Consider the following 16977-nt stretch of genomic DNA (forward strand, 5'->3'; position numbering starts at 1 on the left):
TCAGCTGAACCAGATGCCGATCTCCCGCTCGGCGGACTCGGGCGAGTCGGAGCCGTGCACGAGGTTCTTCTGCACCTTCTCGCCCCAGTCCCGGCCCAGGTCGCCGCGGATCGTGCCGGGGGCGGCCGTGGTGGGCTCGGTGGCACCGGCGAGGCTGCGGAAGCCCTCGATGACCCGGTCCCCCTCGACCACGGCGGCCACGACGGGCCCGGAGAGCATGAACTCCACGAGCGGCTCGAAGAACGGCTTGCCCTGGTGCTCCTCGTAGTGCTGCTCGAGGATCTCGCGGGTCGCGTTCACGAGCTCGAGTTGCGCGAGCGTGTAGCCCTTGGCCTCGATGCGGGCCAGGATCTGCCCGGTCAGGCCGCGCTGGACGCCGTCCGGCTTCACGAGGACGAGGGTGCGTTGCGTCATGTGCTTCTCCTTGCTGCGGACCCACGCGGAGTCCTCGGTCGATCAGGTTCCGTTCCGAGCCTAACGGCCCGCGGTCCCCGGACGGCAACGCCCGGGGACCGCGGCTGGGAGACGGTGATCACGTCAGGGGGTTCTCGGCCTCCCAGCGGCGTTGTTCCTCCGCGCGCCGCACGTTCTCACGATCCATCGCGCCACCCTTGACCACGGCGTACCACCAGGCCAAGGCGCACAGCACACCGATCACGAACATCGAGGGCACGAGCACTCCCGTGGCGATGAGTACGACCTGCAACACCCACCCGAGGGTGTACCCCCACGGCTTGCGCAGGAGGCCGCACGTCAACAGGAACACCACGGCGAGCACCACCGATCCGCCCATGAGCCCCAGCTTCCCGGCCGTGCTCCAGTCCCTCGCCACCAGTCCGAAGGCCGCGAGGGCAGCGAAGAACACGATGAACGCCTCGATGGAGAGCACGCTCGAGGCGAACATGGTCTTGATCGAGCGTGGCTTCTTGGGCTGGCCGGGGCGCCATTCGCGCTGGGCCTTGGTCATGCGGGCCATCGGGCTCCTTCCGTGGTCGGGGCGGCGGGCTCAGAGTCCGAACAGCACACGGGCCTCACCCACCACGGTGATCGAACCGGTGACGAGCACCGCGCCGTCGAACTGCTCGCGGGCCGCGGCGTCCTGGATGGCCGCGGCGCACGCGTCGTCCAGTCGCTCGCTCACGTGCACGGCGTCCTCGTCGAAGCCCATGTCCTCGGCGATCTCCGCGAGTTCCTCGGGTGCCACGGCGCGCGGGGACTGGGAGCGGGTGCACCACAGTTCGAGCTCGAACTCGTGGTACTCGTCCGCGAGCACGCGCATCATCTCCGCGGCGTCCTTGTCCCGCAGCACGCCCACCACCAGGTTGAGCTTGGTGAACGTGAAGGCCTCGCGCACTGCGGCCGCCGAGGCCAGCAGCCCGTGCGGGTTGTGGGCCGCATCCAGGATCACCGGCGGTGCCTTGCGGGCGAGCTCGAGCCGCCCCGGCGAGGAGACCGCACCCAGTCCCGTGGCCACGAGTTCGGGGTTCAGGGGCTTCTCCCCTCCCCCCAGGAACGCCTCGACGGCGGCCACGGCCACGGCGGCGTTCTGCGCCTGGTGGGCCCCGAACAGCGGCAGCATGAGATCCGGGTACTCCCCGGCCAGTCCCTGCACGGTGATGACCTGGCCGCCCACCGCGGTGGACCGCCCGGTCACGGCGAACTCCACGCCCTCGAAGCGGAACGGGTCACCGAGCTCCCGAGCCCGGTCCAGCAGGACCTGCGCGGCCTCGGGTTGCTGCACGGCACTCACGAGGAAACCCTGGGGCTTGATGATCCCGGCCTTCTCCCGGGCGATCTGCCCAACGGTGTCCCCGAGCATGGTGGTGTGGTCCAGGCCGATCGGGGTCACCACGGACACCGCGGCGTCCGCGACGTTGGTCGCGTCCCACGTGCCACCGATGCCCACCTCCAGGACCATGACGTCCACGGGTTCGTCCGCGAACACCGCGAACGCCAGGACCGTGAGGGTCTCGAAGTACGTGAGGCGGGGAGCGCCGTCGGCCTCGAGCTTGCTGTCCACGAGCTCGAGGTACGGGGCGATCTCCGAGTAGATCCGCACGAACGTCTCGTCCGGGACGGGTTCGCCGTCGATGCTGATCCGCTCCGTGACGCGCTCGAGGTGCGGGCTGGTATACCGGCCCACGCGCAGGTCGTGGGCGAGCAACAGCGACTCGATCATCCGGGCCGTGGACGTCTTGCCGTTGGTCCCGGTCACGTGCACCACGGGTGCGCTGCGGTGCGGATCCCCGAGCGCGGCGACCGCGGCGGCCACGGCGTCCAGCCGCGGCGCCATCCTGTCCTCCGGCGCCCGACTCAGCAGGTGCTGGTAGATATTCTCGACCGATGCGAAGTCCTCGTGCTCCTGGGCCCCGCTCACGCGTCGATCACCGCCACGGTCACGGACGGCTCGTCCGCTTCCACGAGCTCGAGCCCGCGGGACAGGGTCTCGGACTGCACGAGCTCGCGGTTCGCGGCCACGGCGGCCACGGTCTGCGCGTCCGCCGCGACGCGCGTGCGGATCCGGTCCGAGACCTGCAGGTCCGCGTCCTTCCGGGCCTGCTGGATCGCACGGATCATGTCCCGCGCCACGCCCTCGGCGCGCAGTTCATCCGTCAGTTCGGTGTCCAGGACCAGGAACCCGCCGCCGGGCAGAACGGTCACGGCGCGCGCGGAGTCCGCCGCGGCGTCGTCGACGACCGTGACGAGTTCGTACTCGCCCTCCTGCAGGGGCACGGACCCGGCGACGACGCCGCCGTCCGCGGAGACCGACCAGTCACCGTTCTTGGTGGCCTTGATGACCTGCTGGACCTGCTTGCCCAGGCGCGGGCCCGCCGCGCGGGCGTTGACCTTCAGCTCCTGGGAGATGCCGTGGTCCGCGGCGCTGACCTGCTCCGAGTCCTCGAGCGTGACGGACCTGAGGTTCAACTCATCGGCGATGATCTCCTGGAACGTACCCTCGAGCGCGTGCGCACCGGGCACGGCCACGGTCATCCCGGCGAGCGGTTGCCGCACGCGCAGGTTGTGGGTCTTACGTAGACCGGACCCGGCCGAGCAGATGGCGCGCGTGCGCTCCATGGCCGTGAGCAGGGCCTCGTCCCGCGGGAACAGGGAGGCGTCCGGCCAGTCGGTCAGGTGCACGGAGCGCCCGCCCGTGAGCCCCCGCCAGATCTCCTCCGTGACGAGCGGCAGCAGCGGGGCTGCCACGCGGCACACCGTCTCGAGGCACGTGTACAGCACGTCGAAGGCCTGGGCGTCCTCCTCGAAGAACCGCTCGCGGGAACGGCGCACGTACCAGTTGGTCAGGGTGTCCATGTAGGAGCGCAACCGCTCGGCACCGGCCCAGATGTCGTAGTCGTCGAACAACCGCTTGACGTCCGTGACGAGCGCGCCGGTCTCCGCGAGGATGTAGCGGTCCATCACGTGATCGGCGTCGTGGCGCAACTGGGCGTCGTAGCCCGCTCCCCCGTTCGCGGCGTTCGTGTACAGACCGAAGAAGTGGTACACGTTCCACAGCGGCAACATCATCTGGCGCACGCCGTCGCGGATGCCCTGCTCGGTGACGATCAGGTTGCCGCCGCGCAGGATGGGCGAGGACATCAGGAACCAGCGCATCGCGTCCGAACCGTCCCGGTCCAGGACCTCGTTGACGTCCGGGTAGTTCTGCAGCGACTTGGACATCTTCTGCCCGTCCGAACCCAGCACGATCCCGTGGGAGATCACGTTGCGGAACGCGGGGCGGTCGAACAGCGCGGTGGCCAGGATGTGCAGCGTGTAGAACCAGCCGCGGGTCTGACCGATGTACTCCACGATGAAGTCACCCGGGTTGTGGGTCTCGAACCACTCCCGGTTCTCCATGGGGTAGTGCACCTGGGCGTACGGCATGGACCCGGAGTCGAACCACACGTCCAGCACCTCGGGCACGCGGCGCATCACGGACTCGCCCGTGGGGTCGTCCGGGTTGGGCCGGGTCAGGTCGTCGATCCACGGCCGGTGCAGGTCCACCTCGCCCTGGGCGTTGCGCGGAAGTCGGCCGAAGTCCCGCTCCAGCTCCGCGAGGGAACCGTAGACGTCCCGGCGCGGGTAATAGGGGTCGCTCGATTCCCACACCGGGATGGGTGAACCCCAGTAGCGATTGCGGGAGATGGACCAGTCACGGGCGTTCTCGAGCCACTTGCCGAACTGGCCGTCCTTGACGTTATCGGGGATCCAGTTGATCTGCTGGTTCAGCTCGACCATCCGGTCCTTGAACACGGTCACGCTCACGAACCACGAGGACACCGCGCGGTAGATCAGGGGGTTACGGCAGCGCCAGCAGTGCGGGTACGAGTGCTCGTAGGAGGCCTCCCGCAGCAGCGCGCCGCGGGCTCGGAGGTCCCGGACCACGGTGCGGGCCACGTCCTTGTCGAACACGTTGTGCCCGGCGAGTTCCGCGAGCGGCGCGCCCTGCGCGAGGGACTCGTCCGTGAAGAAATCGTAGAACCGTCCGCTCTCGTCCACGGAGAGCACCACGGGGATGTCGTGGGCGGCGCACACCATCTGATCGTCCTCGCCGTACGCGGGGGCCTGGTGCACGATGCCCGTGCCGTCCGTGGTAGACACGTACTCGGCCACGAGGATCTGCCACGCGTTCTGCGTCCCGAAGCGCTCGGCGTCCGTGAAGTAGTCCCACAGCGGCCGATACCGGATCCCGCCCAGCTGCTCACCCTTGTAGTGGGCGGTGACGGCATCCGCGACGGCCGCGGCGTCGTCGTACCCGAACTCCTTGGCGTACCCGCCCGCGAGCTCCGCGGCCACGAGGAAGCGGCGCCCGGCCAGGTCGCCGACACCGGGGACCAGGACGTAGTCGATGTGCGGACCGACCGCGAGCGCCTCGTTGGTGGGCAGGGTCCAGGGGGTCGTGGTCCAGGCGATGGCCTCCGCGCCGGCGAGTTCGGCGGCCACGGCGAGATCGGTGGCCCACGAGGTGTCCTCGGAGAGCGTGAACGCCACGGTCACGGAGGGGTCCTGGCGGTTCTTGTAGACGTCGTCGTCCATGCGCAACTCGTGGTTGGACAGGGGCGTCTCGTCCTTCCAGCAGTACGGCAGCACGCGGTAGCCGGAGTAGACCAGGCCCTTGTCATCCAGGGCCTTGAAGGCGCCGATCACGGACTCCATGTAGTCCACGTTCAGGGTCTTGTAGTCGTTGTCGAAGTCCACCCAGCGGGCCTGGCGGGTCACGTAGTCCTGCCACTCGGACGCGTACTTCAACACGGAGGCGCGGCAGGCGTCGTTGAACTTGTCGATGCCCATGGCCTCGATGTCCTGCTTGTCGGTCATCCCGAGCTGCTTCATGGCCTCGAGTTCGGCCGGCAGTCCGTGGGTGTCCCACCCGAAGCGGCGCTCCACGCGCCGGCCCTGCTGCGTCTGGTAGCGGGCCACGAGGTCCTTGACGTAGCCGGTCAGCAAGTGGCCGTAGTGGGGCAGGCCGTTGGCGAAGGGCGGGCCGTCGTAGAACACGAACTCGTTGGACCCGTGGTCCCCGCGGTCGCGCTGGTCGATGCTCGCCTGGAAGGTGTGGTCCTGTTTCCAGTAATCCAAGACGCGCTCCTCGACCGCGGGGAAACGCGGCGCGGAGGGCACTCCGTGTGCGCTGGGGTCGGTGCTCGCCTTGGGATACACGAAGGATTCGGTCACGGTGCTCCATCCTGAGGGGTGTGTGGTTCAGGATGCGAGGACGCTCGGGCGCGCGGGGCGCCGGTGGCGCGGTACCACCTCGCTTACCCGCGGTGGCATCGGCACAGCCGACGACGCCGCGAGTCGCTCGTTGGGGGCTGTCACGGGCCCGAGTCGTCCGGTTCTACTGGGGCGCGGTGCCTGTTCTTCCGGAAGGGCTCCCCGGTGATGGCCGGATCGACACCCGTGCGCGCAGGGCGCACCCCGCCATGATACCCCGACGGGAGGGACTACTCGCCCTGCTCGCCGCCGCCCTGTTCGTCTCCCCCGGACACCACCACCAGGACCCGGCCGTCCTGCACGCGCACCGGGTGGACGGGCAGCGTGTACTCCGCGCCGGACACGCACCGCCCGGTCGCGAGGTCGTAGGTCTCCTTGTACAGGGGTGAGGCCACCGTGTGGTACTGCCCCGTGCGCCCCACGATCCCCCGGGCCATCACGAGCGCCCGGGAGCGGGGGTCCCGGTGGTCGGTCGCGAACACGAGGTCGTCATGGGTGCGGAACACCGCGATCTCGCGTCCACCCACGAGGGCTGCCTCACCCCAGTTGACCTCGAGGTCCTCGACGCCGCACACGTCCGTCCACTCGGCATTCACGGACTCGGCGGTGGGATGTGACGAATCGTTCATCGGGGGCCTCCTGCCGGGGGGCTGACATGCCGGGAATTACGTATTTTCCCGGCTAATATTAGCAGTGCCGTGCCCCGTACGGTCGCGGCGCAACCGATCGCCCGACGGAGGTCCCCATGGCAGCGCACGAGACACCCACCGCCCCCGGCACACCCCGCACGATCCTCGTCCTGGGAGGTGGCCCGGCGGCGTTCCGCCTGGTCCGTGCGCTTGCCGAGCGCAGCGGTCCCGCGGACCGGATCCGAGTGCTCATGGACGAGCCGTACGACCCGTATGACCGGGTCGCGCTCGAGCAGTTGTTCGCCGAGCCGGACAAGGACCTGACCCTCGGGGACGGGAGCCTGTGGAATGAACCGGCCATCGAGTTGCTCACCAACACCCGCGCCGCGCGCGTGGACCGCGACCGTCGCGTCGTGACCGATCAGGGGGGCACCGAGCATCCCTACGACGAGCTCGTGTTCGCCACGGGGTCCCGCGCGGCGGTCATCCCCATCCCGGGCTCACAGCACGCGCACGTCTTCCGCACGGTCGACGACGTCCGCACCATGGTCTCGGAGGCCGCCCGTTTGCAGGAGCGGCTCGGGAGGCGACCGCGCGCCGTCGTCGTGGGCGGCGGCCTGCTGGGGCTCGAGGCGGCCGAGGGCCTGCAGCGCGTGGGAGCGGACCCCGTGATCCTGGACGTGGCCTCGTGGTTGCTGTCCGTGGAACTGGACCAGGCCGGCGGATACGCGGTCAACGAGGCGATCCGCGCCACGGGGATCGAGGTGGAGTGCGGTGCGTTCATCTCCTCCGTGAACTCGGACAACACCGGGGAAGTCGTTTCCGTCTCCCTCGCGCAGTCCCTGGGTGACGAGTCCGCGGCGCGCACGCTTCCCGCGGACATGGTCGTGATGGCCGCCGGCATCCGCCCGAACGACGAACTCGCGAAGGCCGCGGGCCTGCGCCTGGGCGAGCGCGGCGGCATCCTCGTGGACGATCACTGCCGCACGGCGGACCCGCACGTATGGGCCATCGGCGAGGTCGCCAACATCCTGGGCCGTACGTGGGGCCTCGTGGCGCCGGCGAACGCGATGGCCGAGGCCACCGCGCGCAATCTCACGGGTGGGGACGCGGAGGTCGCGGAGTTCGACGTCGCCACCAAACTGAAGTTCTCCGGCGTGGAGGTCGCGGGCTTCGGCGACCGGCTCGGCCGCACCCCCGGCAGCCTCGAGGTGCTCTACGCGGACCCGGCGCGCGGGATGTACCAGAAGGTCGTGGTCTCGCAGGACGCCAAGACCCTGCTGGGCGGCGTCTTCGTGGGGGACGCCTCCCCGTTCGACTCCCTGAAGCCCCTGCTCGGGCGTGAGCTGCCCGCCGAGCCCGGCGCGTACCTCAGCGCGGCCGGCGGCGACGGCGTCCCGGACACCGAGCTGCCCGGGGACGCGATCCTGTGCTCGTGCAACAACGTGGACTTCGCCACGGTGCGTGCCGCGGTGGACGACGGCGCGCACGACGTCGCATCGTTGAAGGCCTGCACCACGGCCGGGACGCAGTGCGGCTCGTGCGTTCCCATGCTGCAGAAGACGCTGGAGCAGCGCATGAAGGCCATGGGTCTCACGGTGTCCAAGGCCCTGTGCGAGCACTTCCCCATGTCCCGGCCTGAGCTCTACGAAGCGGTGCGCTCCACCGCGCTCGAGGACTTCGAGTCCGTGCTCGCCCGCTTCGGCACGGGCGAGGACGGTTGCGCGCTGTGCAAGCCGGCAGTCGCGTCCATCCTGCACTCGCAGGTCCACGCGTACTCGCTCGACGGCGGCCGCGGGACCCTGCAGGACACCAACGACCGCAATATGGCCAATATGCAGAAGGACGGCACCTACTCGGTGATCCCGCGCATCCCCGGGGGCGAGATCACCCCCGAGAAGCTGGGCGTGCTGGCCCGGGTGGGTCAGGAGTACGGGCTGTACACCAAGATCACGGGTGCCCAGCGCATCGGTCTCTACGGTGCCCGCCTGGAGCAGCTGCCGGAGATCTGGAAGGAACTCGTGGACGCCGGTTTCGAGTCCGGTTCCGCGTACGGCAAGGCGCTGCGCAACGTGAAGTCGTGCATCGGCAGTTCGTGGTGCCGTTTCGGCGTGCAGGACTCGGTGGCGCTCGCCGTGGACCTGGAGAACCGCTACCGCGGGCTGCGCTCACCCCACAAGTTCAAGTTCGGGGTCTCGGGCTGCAGCCGCGAATGCGCCGAGGCCCAGGGCAAGGACGTGGGCGTGATCGCCACGACCAACGGGTGGAACCTGTTCCTGGGCGGCAACGGCGGCTCCAATCCCGCCCATGGCCGGCTGTTCGCGAAGGACCTCACGCGGGAGCAGGTGTTCCGGTACATCGACCGCTACCTCATGTACTACATCCGCACGGCGGACAAGCTCCAGCGCACCGCCCGCTGGTTGGAGGACCTGGACGAACAGTACGGGGACGGGATGCAGCACGTGCGGGACGTGATCCAGCACGACTCGCTCGGGATCTGCGCGGACCTCGAGGCGGAAGTGGCCCGCCACATAGACGCGTACGAGGACGAGTGGGCCGCGACCCTCGCGGACCCCGACCGGTTGCGCCGCTTCCGCGCGTTCGTGAATCACCCCGAGAGTGCCCCGGAGGACGTGGACGCGCGCATGTACGTGCTCGAACGCGAACAGATCCGCCCGGCCACCCCCGAGGAGATCGCCCAGTCCGAGGCCGGTGAGGGGCACAAGGTGTTGGTGTCCGGGGCGAGGATCCCGGTGGGTCAGCCCTCCTGATCCGACCCTTGGGGGCCTGGGATCGCGGATGACTCGTGCGCAAGCGCTGCGACCCGGCCCACCACGATCACCGCGGGAGCAGTGACCTCGCGCTCGCGGGCCACGCGGGCGATCGTGTCCAGTTGCGCCACGGTCGTGCGCTGGGTCGGGGTCCAGCCCCGCTCCACGACCGCGAGCGGGGTGTCTGCGGGATAGCCCGCGGCCATGAGCAACTCGGCGTTACGTTCGAGACCCCGCACGCCCATCATGAGGATCAACGTATGCCCGTCCATATAGGGCACGTGACGCAACTGTTGGTGCGCGGTGATCACCGTGAACCCGTGGGTCATGTCCCGGTGGGTCACGGGGATCCCCGCGGCGGCCGGAACGGAGATCGCCGAGGTCACACCCGGCACCACCTGGGTGGCCACACCGTGGGCCCGGCAGAACTCGACCTCCTCGCCACCGCGGCCGAACACGTAGGGGTCCCCACCCTTGAGCCGAACGACCCGCAGCCCGAGTTGGGCCTGTTCCACGAGGGTCTCGTTGATCCGGTCCTGCGTGTACTTGTGATACCCGGCGCGCTTGCCCACGTCGATGATGCGGGCGTGCCGCGCGAGCTCCGGCAGCAGGTCAGTAGGGCCGAGCCGGTCCGCGACGATCACGTCCGCGTCCGCCAACAGTTGCCGGCCGCGCACCGTGAGCAGTCCGGGGTCGCCGGGTCCTCCGCCCACGAGCGCCACCGTCCCAGGTTCCTGAGTGACCGGGGCCTGAGAGACGCAATCCTGAGCAACCCGTGTTTCGGTAACCGGCGCCCGAGTGACCGGTGCCTGAGTACCGGCTGCGCGATCGGACCCGGGAGCGGCGTCGTCCGTGACGCACAGGACCCGACGCTCTTCCGCCGCGAGCGCCACGCGCTCCCGCTCCTCCGGGTCCGGGACGTGGAGGAAAACGAGCCACGCGCCGTCGAGGTCGTCGGGGCGGAACGCGCGCTCGTGCCACGTGAGGCCGGGCGAGCCCACGAGGTCCCGCAATGTGTCATGGAGATCCGGTGCCACGAGGTCCACGAGGGCGCCCTCGGCGAGCAGGGACCGCGTCCGGCGCGCGGCGTCCGGTCCCCCACCGACCACCAGCACGGCGCGTCCGGCGAGGTTCAGCCCCAGGGGGTAGGTCATGGTCGGGAGCTCTCCTCGGGTGCGGGCGGATCATCGCCATGCTACGCCGCGGGCTGGCCCCCCTGACCTCGGACGTCACATCCGCGGGGTCACTCCGTGGCCGCTCCTTGTTTCCAGTACCCCATGAACGAGATGTCCGTCTTGGGCACTCCCCCGCTCACGCACATCCGGCGCAGCGACTTCACCGTGGCGGATTCCGCCGCGAAGAACCAGTAGGTGCCGCGGCCCTCCGGGCGGGCGACGTCCCACACGAAGTCCGCTTCCTCCGACGGGGCGGCCTCGGGCTCGCCGTGACCGACCTCCCAGTAGCGGCGGGCGCGCTCGGACAACCGGTGCCACAGCCACAGCTCCAGGTCCAGTCCGCGCGGGCGTCCCCGCCGGGGCAGCCACGTCCAGTGCAGTTCGGTACCGCCGTGGAGCGTCACGGTCAGGGTGTGCCCGTCGGACGACGTCGCCCGGGCGAGGGCGCGCGGCCCGGCCGCGGCCACGGCGTCGTCCTCGGAGGGGACCTCCACCGCGATCGTGACGCTGCGGGGCGGGGCAGAAGGGGTAGGCGCACCCACGTGCACCCCCCGCTCGATGCCGTCGATGATCGCGGCGAGCGCGGGCAGGGCCGTCTCGTCCCCGGCGAGCACGACGTCCTGGTCCGCCGCACGCCGTTCGTCCCACGCGGCCCACCAGGGGGACCCACCCGAGGGCACGAGCAGCTGCACGTCCTGGCCCTCTCGCACGGTGTCACCCCACGCGGCCCCGGGGCCCATCCCGTGCTCGGGGTCGTCGTGGAGCACCACGTCAATGGCCAGCTCCGGGACCATGTGCCCGGCCAGCTCCACCTCGGCCGCATCACGCACCGTGTACGTGCGCAGCCAACCCCGGCGTTCGGGCGGGGCGGCCATGAGTTCGCGCCGCCACCGGGTCATGTCGCTCACGTCCACCGCCACGGTGGCCCCGGGGGTGGGTGGGATCAGCACCTTGAGGTAGGCGTCCGCGCGGGGGCCCGGTCCCTGGTCACCCCACGGCATGATCCGCAGGTCCTGCCCCGCCACACGTACGCGCACGAGGTGTTCGCTGAGCTTCGTCCTTGCCGTGACGGTGGCCGTCACGCATGCGAGTTCCGTCATGGCAGTACCTCCTCGGGGGATCGTGAAGTGCTCGGCGCGGTGCTCGCCGGTCCCGTCCACGGAATCACGAGCCGGGCGTCCGTGGGGGCGTCGTGGAGCACCCGCGCGGACATGTCGAAGACGTCGCTGACCACCTGATCGGTCATGACCTGTTCGGCCGTGCCGGTCGCGGCGACCGCACCGTCCTTGAGTGCCACGAGCACGTCCGCGTACCGCGCCGCGAGCGAGAGTTCATGCAGCACCATGACCAGGGTGATCCCGCGGGAGCGCTGCAGTGCGGTGAGGATGTCCAGGATCTCGGCCTGGCGCGCGATGTCCAGATAGGTCGTGGGTTCGTCGAGCAACAGCACGTCCGTGTGCTGCGCGAGCGCGAGGGCGATCCACACGCGTTGGCGCTGACCGCCGGACAGGTCCCCCACACGGCGTTCGAGCAGGTCCCCCAGCCCGGTGAGTTCGACCGCTTCGGCCACGGCGTCGTCGTCCTGGGCGCGCCACCGTCCGAACGCGCCGCGGTACGGGTGCCGTCCGCGCGCCACGAGCTCCTGCACGGTCACGCCCTCGGGCGCCACGGGGTCCTGCGGGAGGAAACCCACGGTGCGCGCGAACCGCGTGCGGTGCCACCTGCTGACGTCCGCCCCGCCCACGAGGATCTCCCCGGCGGACGGGCTGAGCTGGCGCGCGCACGCCTTGAGCAGCGTGGACTTCCCGCAGCCGTTGGCGCCCACGAGCGCGGTCACGGCGCCGGCGGGGAACGTCACGCTCACGTCCCGCAGCACCGGCGTCTCGCCGTAGCCCACGGTCAGCCCGCGCACCGCGAGCTCCGACGACGACGACGCCGCGTCCTCGCCTTGCGCTGGCCCCCCGGCCCGAATCGGATCGGTCATGGACGTCATGCTTCCGCCTTTCCTCGCCCGATCAACAACCACAGCAGCACGGGCGCGCCGGCCGCCGCGGTGACCACGCCCACGGGCAGGGCCAGCCCGGGGATCGTCTCCGCGGCCACGTAGTCGGAGACCACCATGAGCACCGCGCCCACGAGCGCGGCGTGCCGAGCGTGACCCGCACCGCCGCCCAGCCCCCGCGCAATCGGTGCGGCCATGAACGACACGAACGCCACGGGCCCCACGGCGGAGGCCGCCACGGCCACGAGCACCACGGCGAGCCCGAGGGCCGCGAGCCGCGTGGCACGCACGTGCACCCCGAGCCCGGCGGCCAGGGGATCCCCCGCGCCGAGCGTGTCCACCGCGGGCGCCAGTACCGCGCACACGGGCAGCAAGATCGCGAGGCAGATCCCCACCTGCGCGATGTCCACCCACCGGGCGGCGTTGAGGGAACCCGTGAGCCACTGCATTGCGTCCTGGGCGGCGTAGATGTCCGCGCGGGTCAGCACCGCATTGATCGCCGCATAGGTTAGCGCTCCCGCCGCCACGCCGGTCAGCACGAGTTTGCCGATGTTGGCCCGCGTACCCCCGGCGGCCAGGACCACCGCGAGCATGAGGCCGAAACCTCCGGCAAGAGAACTGAGCGTCACCGCGGCACCGGAGAGCCCACCCAGCGTGATGGCCGCGACCGCGCCGAGCCCGGCCCCGGAGGAGACACCCATGATGTCCGGGGAGGCCAGGGGGTTGCGCAGCACGCGCTGGAACAGGTGGCCCGCGATCCCGAAGGCCATCCCCGTGAGGATCCCGAGCACCGTGCGCGGCAGGGTGATGTCCCACACGATGTACGCGGCGGGACCGGAGTAGTCGTGGGCGAGCACGGCGATCAGGTCGGGCACGGCCACGACGTACTTACCGAGTGCGATCCGCGCGAAGGAGGCGAGGACCAGCACGAGCACGAGCAGCGCCGTGACCCGGCGGGTGCGGCGTCGGGAGCGGGAGCGTCCCGCGCGCACGGCGGCCACGGTCGCGGGGGCGGGCAGCGACGTCGTCCCCGCACCATGGACCGCACCATTCACGGCGGGACTCACGCGGCCACCACTCCCCTGCGTCGGATCACGGCCACGAGCGCGGGGGCGCCGATCACCACGAGCGCGATCCCCACCTGGATCTCCCGGTCCGGGACGAGCACGCGCGCCACGACGTCCGCGAGCAGGACGATGAAAGGGCCCGCGAGCAGGCACGCCGGGACGACCCTGCGGTAGGAGATCCCCACCAGCGATCGCACCGCGTGGGGCACGAGCAGCCCGCAGAACACGAGCGGGCCCACGAGCGCGGTGGAGGTGCCCGCGAGCAGCACCACGGCGAGACCCGCGAGGCCGCGCACGAGCGCCGGGTTCACCCCGAGTCCGCGACCCAGGGCATCGCCCAGGGTCAGGGTGTCCAGGGACCGGGCCAGCGTCCAGCCGAGCAGCAGGGCCACAAGGATCACGGGGGTCGCGAGTACCAGGAACGTGCCGTCCGGACGGGTCAGCTCACCGACCTGCCAGCGCCGGAAGGTGTCGAACGTGGCCTGGTTGCTCAACAGCACCGCGCTCGTCAGGGCCGTGAGACCCGCGGAGACCGCCGCCCCCGTGAGGGCCAGGGTCACCGGACGGGCCCCGCCCCGGGCCGCGGAGGCCAGCGCGTACACGGCGGCCATGGCCACCGCGGAGCCCAGGGCCGCGAGCCACAACTGGTGCGTGACGCCGGTCAGACCCAGGAACGCGCCGCCGGCCACGACCGCGAACGCGGCCCCGGCCGTCAGCCCCAGGATCCCCGGATCGCCCAGGGGGTTGCGCGTGGCACCCTGTAGCAACGCCCCGGCCACGGCGAGCGCGGCCCCGGTGAGCAGGCCCGCCCCGGTGCGCCACACGCGGGACTCGACCACGGCGCCGTCGAGCGCGGGAACCCCCGGGACGGCCCCCGGGTCACCCGAGAACACGTGCGGGACCACGTGCCACGTGACCCCCAGCCCGATGGGCCGGGACCCGTACGAGATCGAGAGGAACACGGCCACGAGCAGCAGTGCCGCCATGGCGAGCCAGGACATACCCCGACCCCGCGCGCGCCCGCGCGGGGCGGACGGCGCGGCGTCGGGGCGGGCGAACGTGGAACTGCCGGGCACGAAGGGTCAGGCCCCCAGCGTGGTCTTGATCGCCGGGATGTGGGCGTCGAGCGCGTGGGGCATGGACAGCGGAGAGGACGAGTACCCGGAGAGCACGTCCTGCTTGTCCGTGAGGAACATCCCCCGCCCGTTCGCGATCGCGGGGATGGTCTTGAGGATCGGGTCCGTGCGGAACTTCTCGGCTTGGGCGTCGTCCTCCGCGGCCGCCACGAACAGGTCGCTCGTGAGCTCGTCGGCGCGTTCGCGGGGCCATTCGCGCCAGAACTGATCCTCCGTGATGTTATCCTTGACCGCGTCCGCGAGATTCATCCCCAGCTCGGTGAAGAAGCGGGGGCGTCCGTCCGCGGGGCCGTAGAACCCCAGGCTCTGGGAGACGTCACCGTAGATGAAGGTCTTGCCCTTGGCCGCGCCGAGTTCGTCGGAGCGCCGGGAGACGAGTTCTTCGGTGCGGCTCACGAGTTCGTCACCGGCCGCGGAACGGCCCAGGGCCTTGGCCGTGACACGCTGCATGTCCTGCCACGAGTTGACCCACGGGCCCGTGGGGTACGCGACCACCGGGGCGATCTTCGTGAGGCGGTCGTACTCCTCCCGGGTGACCCCGGAGTTCACCGCGACGATCAGGTCCGGGCTCAGCTCGGCGATGTCCGTGAAGTTCACACCGTCCGATTCGTCCATGGCCTTGGGCGTCTGCCCGCCCAGTTCTGAGACCTTGGCGTCGAACCAGTCGGTGGACCCGTTCGCGTTGCCGCCCCAGGCCACCTTGGTCATGCCCACCGGCACCACGCCGAGCGCGGCCACGAAGTCCTGCGTGTTGCTCGCGCCCACGCACACGACCCGCTGCGGCGCGGCCTCGACCTTCGTGGTGCCCAGGGCGTGTGTCACCTCCACGGGGAACGTGTCCGTGGGGCTCGACGACGCCGTGGCACCGGGGGTCTGTGCCTGCCCGTCCCCGCCCCGCGCGCCCGTGGAGCACGCCGCGAGTCCCATGAGGGAGGCCACGGCCAGACCGGAGCCCAGCAGGGTGCGACGGTTGAACTGCCGGGACGCGTTCCCGGACCGGTGAGGGGACATGGACACTCCTGGGTCACTGAATTTGATAAGGCGAGCCTAACCTAATTCATGCTCCCGTTCGGCCGCAACCGCTCCGTGCGTGCTCTCCCGGGTGCGGCCGGACCGAGCAGAGCCACCTGGCATTCCGCCGACCGGTCATGGGGCGTCGGGCGGATGGGCAGGACCGGCCCACCAATGGCAACCGGCCGCCGGTGCTCCGAGGCACCGGCGGCCGGTCACCGCAACGCACGCTGTCAGTTGTTCGTGCGGATCATCTTGTGCGGCGCGGCCTGGGCCACGGGCTTGACCGTGATCGTGTCCAGGTCCACGTGGTGCGGCAGTTCCACGGCGAAGGCGCAGACCTCGGCCACGTCCTGGCCCGAGAGCGGCTTTTCCACTCCCGCGTAGATCTTGTCCGCGGCCGCCTGGTCACCACCCAGGCGCATGAGCGAGAACTCGGGGGTGTGGACCAGACCGGGTGCCACCTCCACCACGCGCACGTTGTGCTCGGCCTCCTCGAGGCGCAGCGCCTCGGTCATGGCGCGCTCGGCGTACTTCGCGGCGTTGTAGCCCGCACCGCCCTCGTACGCGCGCTGGGCGGCGATCGAGGTCAGGTTCAACACCGTGCCCTCACCGTTGGCCCGCAGCGTGGGCAGGAACGCCCGGACCACCCGCAGGGTGCCCATCACGTTGACGTCGTACATCCACTGCCAGTCCTCGTCCTTGGCGTCGGCCACCGTGTCCGTGCCGCGTGCACCACCGGAGATGTTGAGGATCGCGTCCACGGTGTCCTGCTCACCGAGCACCCGATCGCGCAGGGCATCCACCTGCGCCTGGTCGGTGATGTCGGTGGGCACGGCACTCGCGCCGGTCTCCCGGGCCAGCTCCTCGAGACGCTCCGCGCGGCGGGCGACGGCGTACACCGTCCACCCGCTCTCGCGCAGGCGGCGCACCGTGGCCTCACCGATGCCCGTGGAGGCACCGGTGACCACGGCCACCTTGCCGTTGCCGAGCGGCTTGGGATCGCTGTAGGTGGGGTGTGTGTTCTGAGTCATACCTCCACCGTAACGCGTGGGATTATGACGCGGAAGTATCCGGATCGGCTTGATTAGGACGTTTCAGAACCCACTGCGGTGATCGCGCAGCCAGTCCAGGAGCACCACGGCGTTATTGTGTTCCTCGTCCTTGGCGTCGTAGAGCAGGGTCACGGAGTCCACGTCCCGCAGCAGATGCTTGAGTTCTACGACCTCCCCGGAGGCGTCCTCGTCGAGTTCCTCGCGGTAGCGCTGCGCGAAGCGGTCGAACTTCTCGGGGTCGTGACCGAACCACTTTCGCAGTTCATCGCTCGGGGCCACCCCCTTGAACCAGTGGTCCAGGGCTGCGTGGTCCTTGCTGACCCCGCGCGGCCACAACCGGTCGACCAGGATCCGGGCGCCGTCGTCCTGCGCGGCGTCCTCGCGAATGCGGTGGATGTGCAAACGTGCCATGGCCCCAC

Annotated in this window: 14 protein-coding genes; 1 reads left to right on the forward strand and 13 read right to left on the reverse strand. The window is 70.5% G+C overall.

What is annotated here, in order from left to right:
- From ndk to nirD, 5 genes are all read right to left on the reverse strand, one after another.
- Window positions 1-414 (reverse strand): nucleoside-diphosphate kinase, encoded by a 414-nt coding sequence (gene ndk, locus AS25_RS04830; RefSeq protein ID WP_035962181.1) that lies wholly within the window; start codon window positions 412-414, stop codon window positions 1-3.
- A 118-nt stretch (window positions 415-532) separates the two neighbouring features.
- Complete coding sequence (locus AS25_RS04835; RefSeq protein ID WP_035962183.1) at window positions 533-976, reverse strand: DUF4233 domain-containing protein; 444 nt, start codon at window positions 974-976, stop codon at window positions 533-535.
- Window positions 977-1006: 30 nt separating this feature from the next.
- Entirely contained in the window at window positions 1007-2377 is a 1371-nt protein-coding gene (locus tag AS25_RS04840; RefSeq protein WP_035962187.1) for a bifunctional folylpolyglutamate synthase/dihydrofolate synthase, read from the reverse strand.
- Window positions 2374-5673, reverse strand: a complete 3300-nt coding sequence (gene ileS, locus AS25_RS04845) for an isoleucine--tRNA ligase (protein ID WP_035962190.1) — start codon at window positions 5671-5673, stop codon at window positions 2374-2376. Before ileS ends, AS25_RS04840 begins: the two co-directional genes overlap by 4 nt.
- Window positions 5674-5942: 269 nt before the next feature.
- A complete protein-coding gene (nirD, locus tag AS25_RS04850) occupies window positions 5943-6341 on the reverse strand; it encodes a nitrite reductase small subunit NirD (protein ID WP_052160704.1) in 399 nt (132 codons plus the stop codon).
- A 116-nt stretch (window positions 6342-6457) separates the two neighbouring features.
- Here nirD and nirB point away from each other — a divergent pair, with 116 nt between their 5' ends.
- Window positions 6458-9112: a nitrite reductase large subunit NirB gene (gene nirB, locus AS25_RS04855; protein ID WP_035962191.1), complete on the forward strand. Its 2655-nt coding sequence runs from the start codon at window positions 6458-6460 to the stop codon at window positions 9110-9112.
- Here the strand turns inward: nirB and cobA are convergent.
- The 8 genes from cobA to AS25_RS04895 form a co-directional block, all read right to left on the reverse strand.
- A complete protein-coding gene (cobA, locus tag AS25_RS04860) occupies window positions 9100-10266 on the reverse strand; it encodes a uroporphyrinogen-III C-methyltransferase (RefSeq protein ID WP_035962193.1) in 1167 nt (388 codons plus the stop codon). The two genes, nirB and cobA, sit on opposite strands and share 13 nt — an antisense overlap.
- Window positions 10267-10355: 89 nt before the next feature.
- Window positions 10356-11387: a siderophore-interacting protein gene (locus AS25_RS04865; protein ID WP_035962195.1), complete on the reverse strand. Its 1032-nt coding sequence runs from the start codon at window positions 11385-11387 to the stop codon at window positions 10356-10358.
- Window positions 11384-12271: an ABC transporter ATP-binding protein gene (locus AS25_RS04870; RefSeq protein ID WP_052160726.1), complete on the reverse strand. Its 888-nt coding sequence runs from the start codon at window positions 12269-12271 to the stop codon at window positions 11384-11386. The genes AS25_RS04865 and AS25_RS04870 overlap by 4 nt, the downstream gene beginning before the upstream one ends.
- 5 nt (window positions 12272-12276) lie before the next feature.
- Window positions 12277-13356 (reverse strand): FecCD family ABC transporter permease, encoded by a 1080-nt coding sequence (locus AS25_RS04875; protein ID WP_253270475.1) that lies wholly within the window; start codon window positions 13354-13356, stop codon window positions 12277-12279.
- The gene (locus AS25_RS04880) at window positions 13353-14432 is read right to left on the reverse strand and encodes a FecCD family ABC transporter permease (protein WP_035962197.1); all 1080 of its coding nucleotides are present in this window, start codon (window positions 14430-14432) and stop codon (window positions 13353-13355) included. Before AS25_RS04880 ends, AS25_RS04875 begins: the two co-directional genes overlap by 4 nt.
- Window positions 14433-14438: 6 nt before the next feature.
- Window positions 14439-15503, reverse strand: coding sequence for an ABC transporter substrate-binding protein (locus AS25_RS04885; protein ID WP_156960894.1), 1065 nt, complete (start codon window positions 15501-15503; stop codon window positions 14439-14441).
- Window positions 15504-15736: 233 nt separating this feature from the next.
- Window positions 15737-16537 carry an SDR family oxidoreductase gene (locus AS25_RS04890; protein ID WP_035962200.1) on the reverse strand — a complete coding sequence of 267 codons (801 nt, stop codon included), beginning with the start codon at window positions 16535-16537 and terminating at the stop codon, window positions 15737-15739.
- 63 nt (window positions 16538-16600) lie between these two features.
- Window positions 16601-16969: a DUF488 domain-containing protein gene (locus AS25_RS04895; protein WP_035962202.1), complete on the reverse strand. Its 369-nt coding sequence runs from the start codon at window positions 16967-16969 to the stop codon at window positions 16601-16603.
- Window positions 16970-16977 lie beyond the last annotated feature (8 nt).

The organism is Kocuria marina (assembly GCF_000786655.1).
Classification (GTDB): domain Bacteria; phylum Actinomycetota; class Actinomycetes; order Actinomycetales; family Micrococcaceae; genus Kocuria; species Kocuria marina_A.

Bases quoted from the DNA above. Each gene is read 5' to 3' on its own strand.
- AS25_RS04865 (WP_035962195.1), bottom strand. From the start codon at position 11,387: ATGACGGAACTCGCATGCGTGACGGCCACCGTCACGGCAAGGACGAAG.
- AS25_RS04835 (WP_035962183.1), bottom strand. From the start codon at position 976: ATGGCCCGCATGACCAAGGCCCAGCGCGAATGGCGCCCCGGCCAGCCC.
- nirB (WP_035962191.1), top strand. From the start codon at position 6,458: ATGGCAGCGCACGAGACACCCACCGCCCCCGGCACACCCCGCACGATC.
- nirD (WP_052160704.1), bottom strand. From the start codon at position 6,341: ATGAACGATTCGTCACATCCCACCGCCGAGTCCGTGAATGCCGAGTGG.
- AS25_RS04885 (WP_156960894.1), bottom strand. From the start codon at position 15,503: ATGTCCCCTCACCGGTCCGGGAACGCGTCCCGGCAGTTCAACCGTCGC.
- AS25_RS04870 (WP_052160726.1), bottom strand. From the start codon at position 12,271: ATGACCGATCCGATTCGGGCCGGGGGGCCAGCGCAAGGCGAGGACGCG.
- AS25_RS04895 (WP_035962202.1), bottom strand. From the start codon at position 16,969: ATGGCACGTTTGCACATCCACCGCATTCGCGAGGACGCCGCGCAGGAC.
- AS25_RS04890 (WP_035962200.1), bottom strand. From the start codon at position 16,537: ATGACTCAGAACACACACCCCACCTACAGCGATCCCAAGCCGCTCGGC.
- cobA (WP_035962193.1), bottom strand. From the start codon at position 10,266: ATGACCTACCCCCTGGGGCTGAACCTCGCCGGACGCGCCGTGCTGGTG.
- ndk (WP_035962181.1), bottom strand. From the start codon at position 414: ATGACGCAACGCACCCTCGTCCTCGTGAAGCCGGACGGCGTCCAGCGC.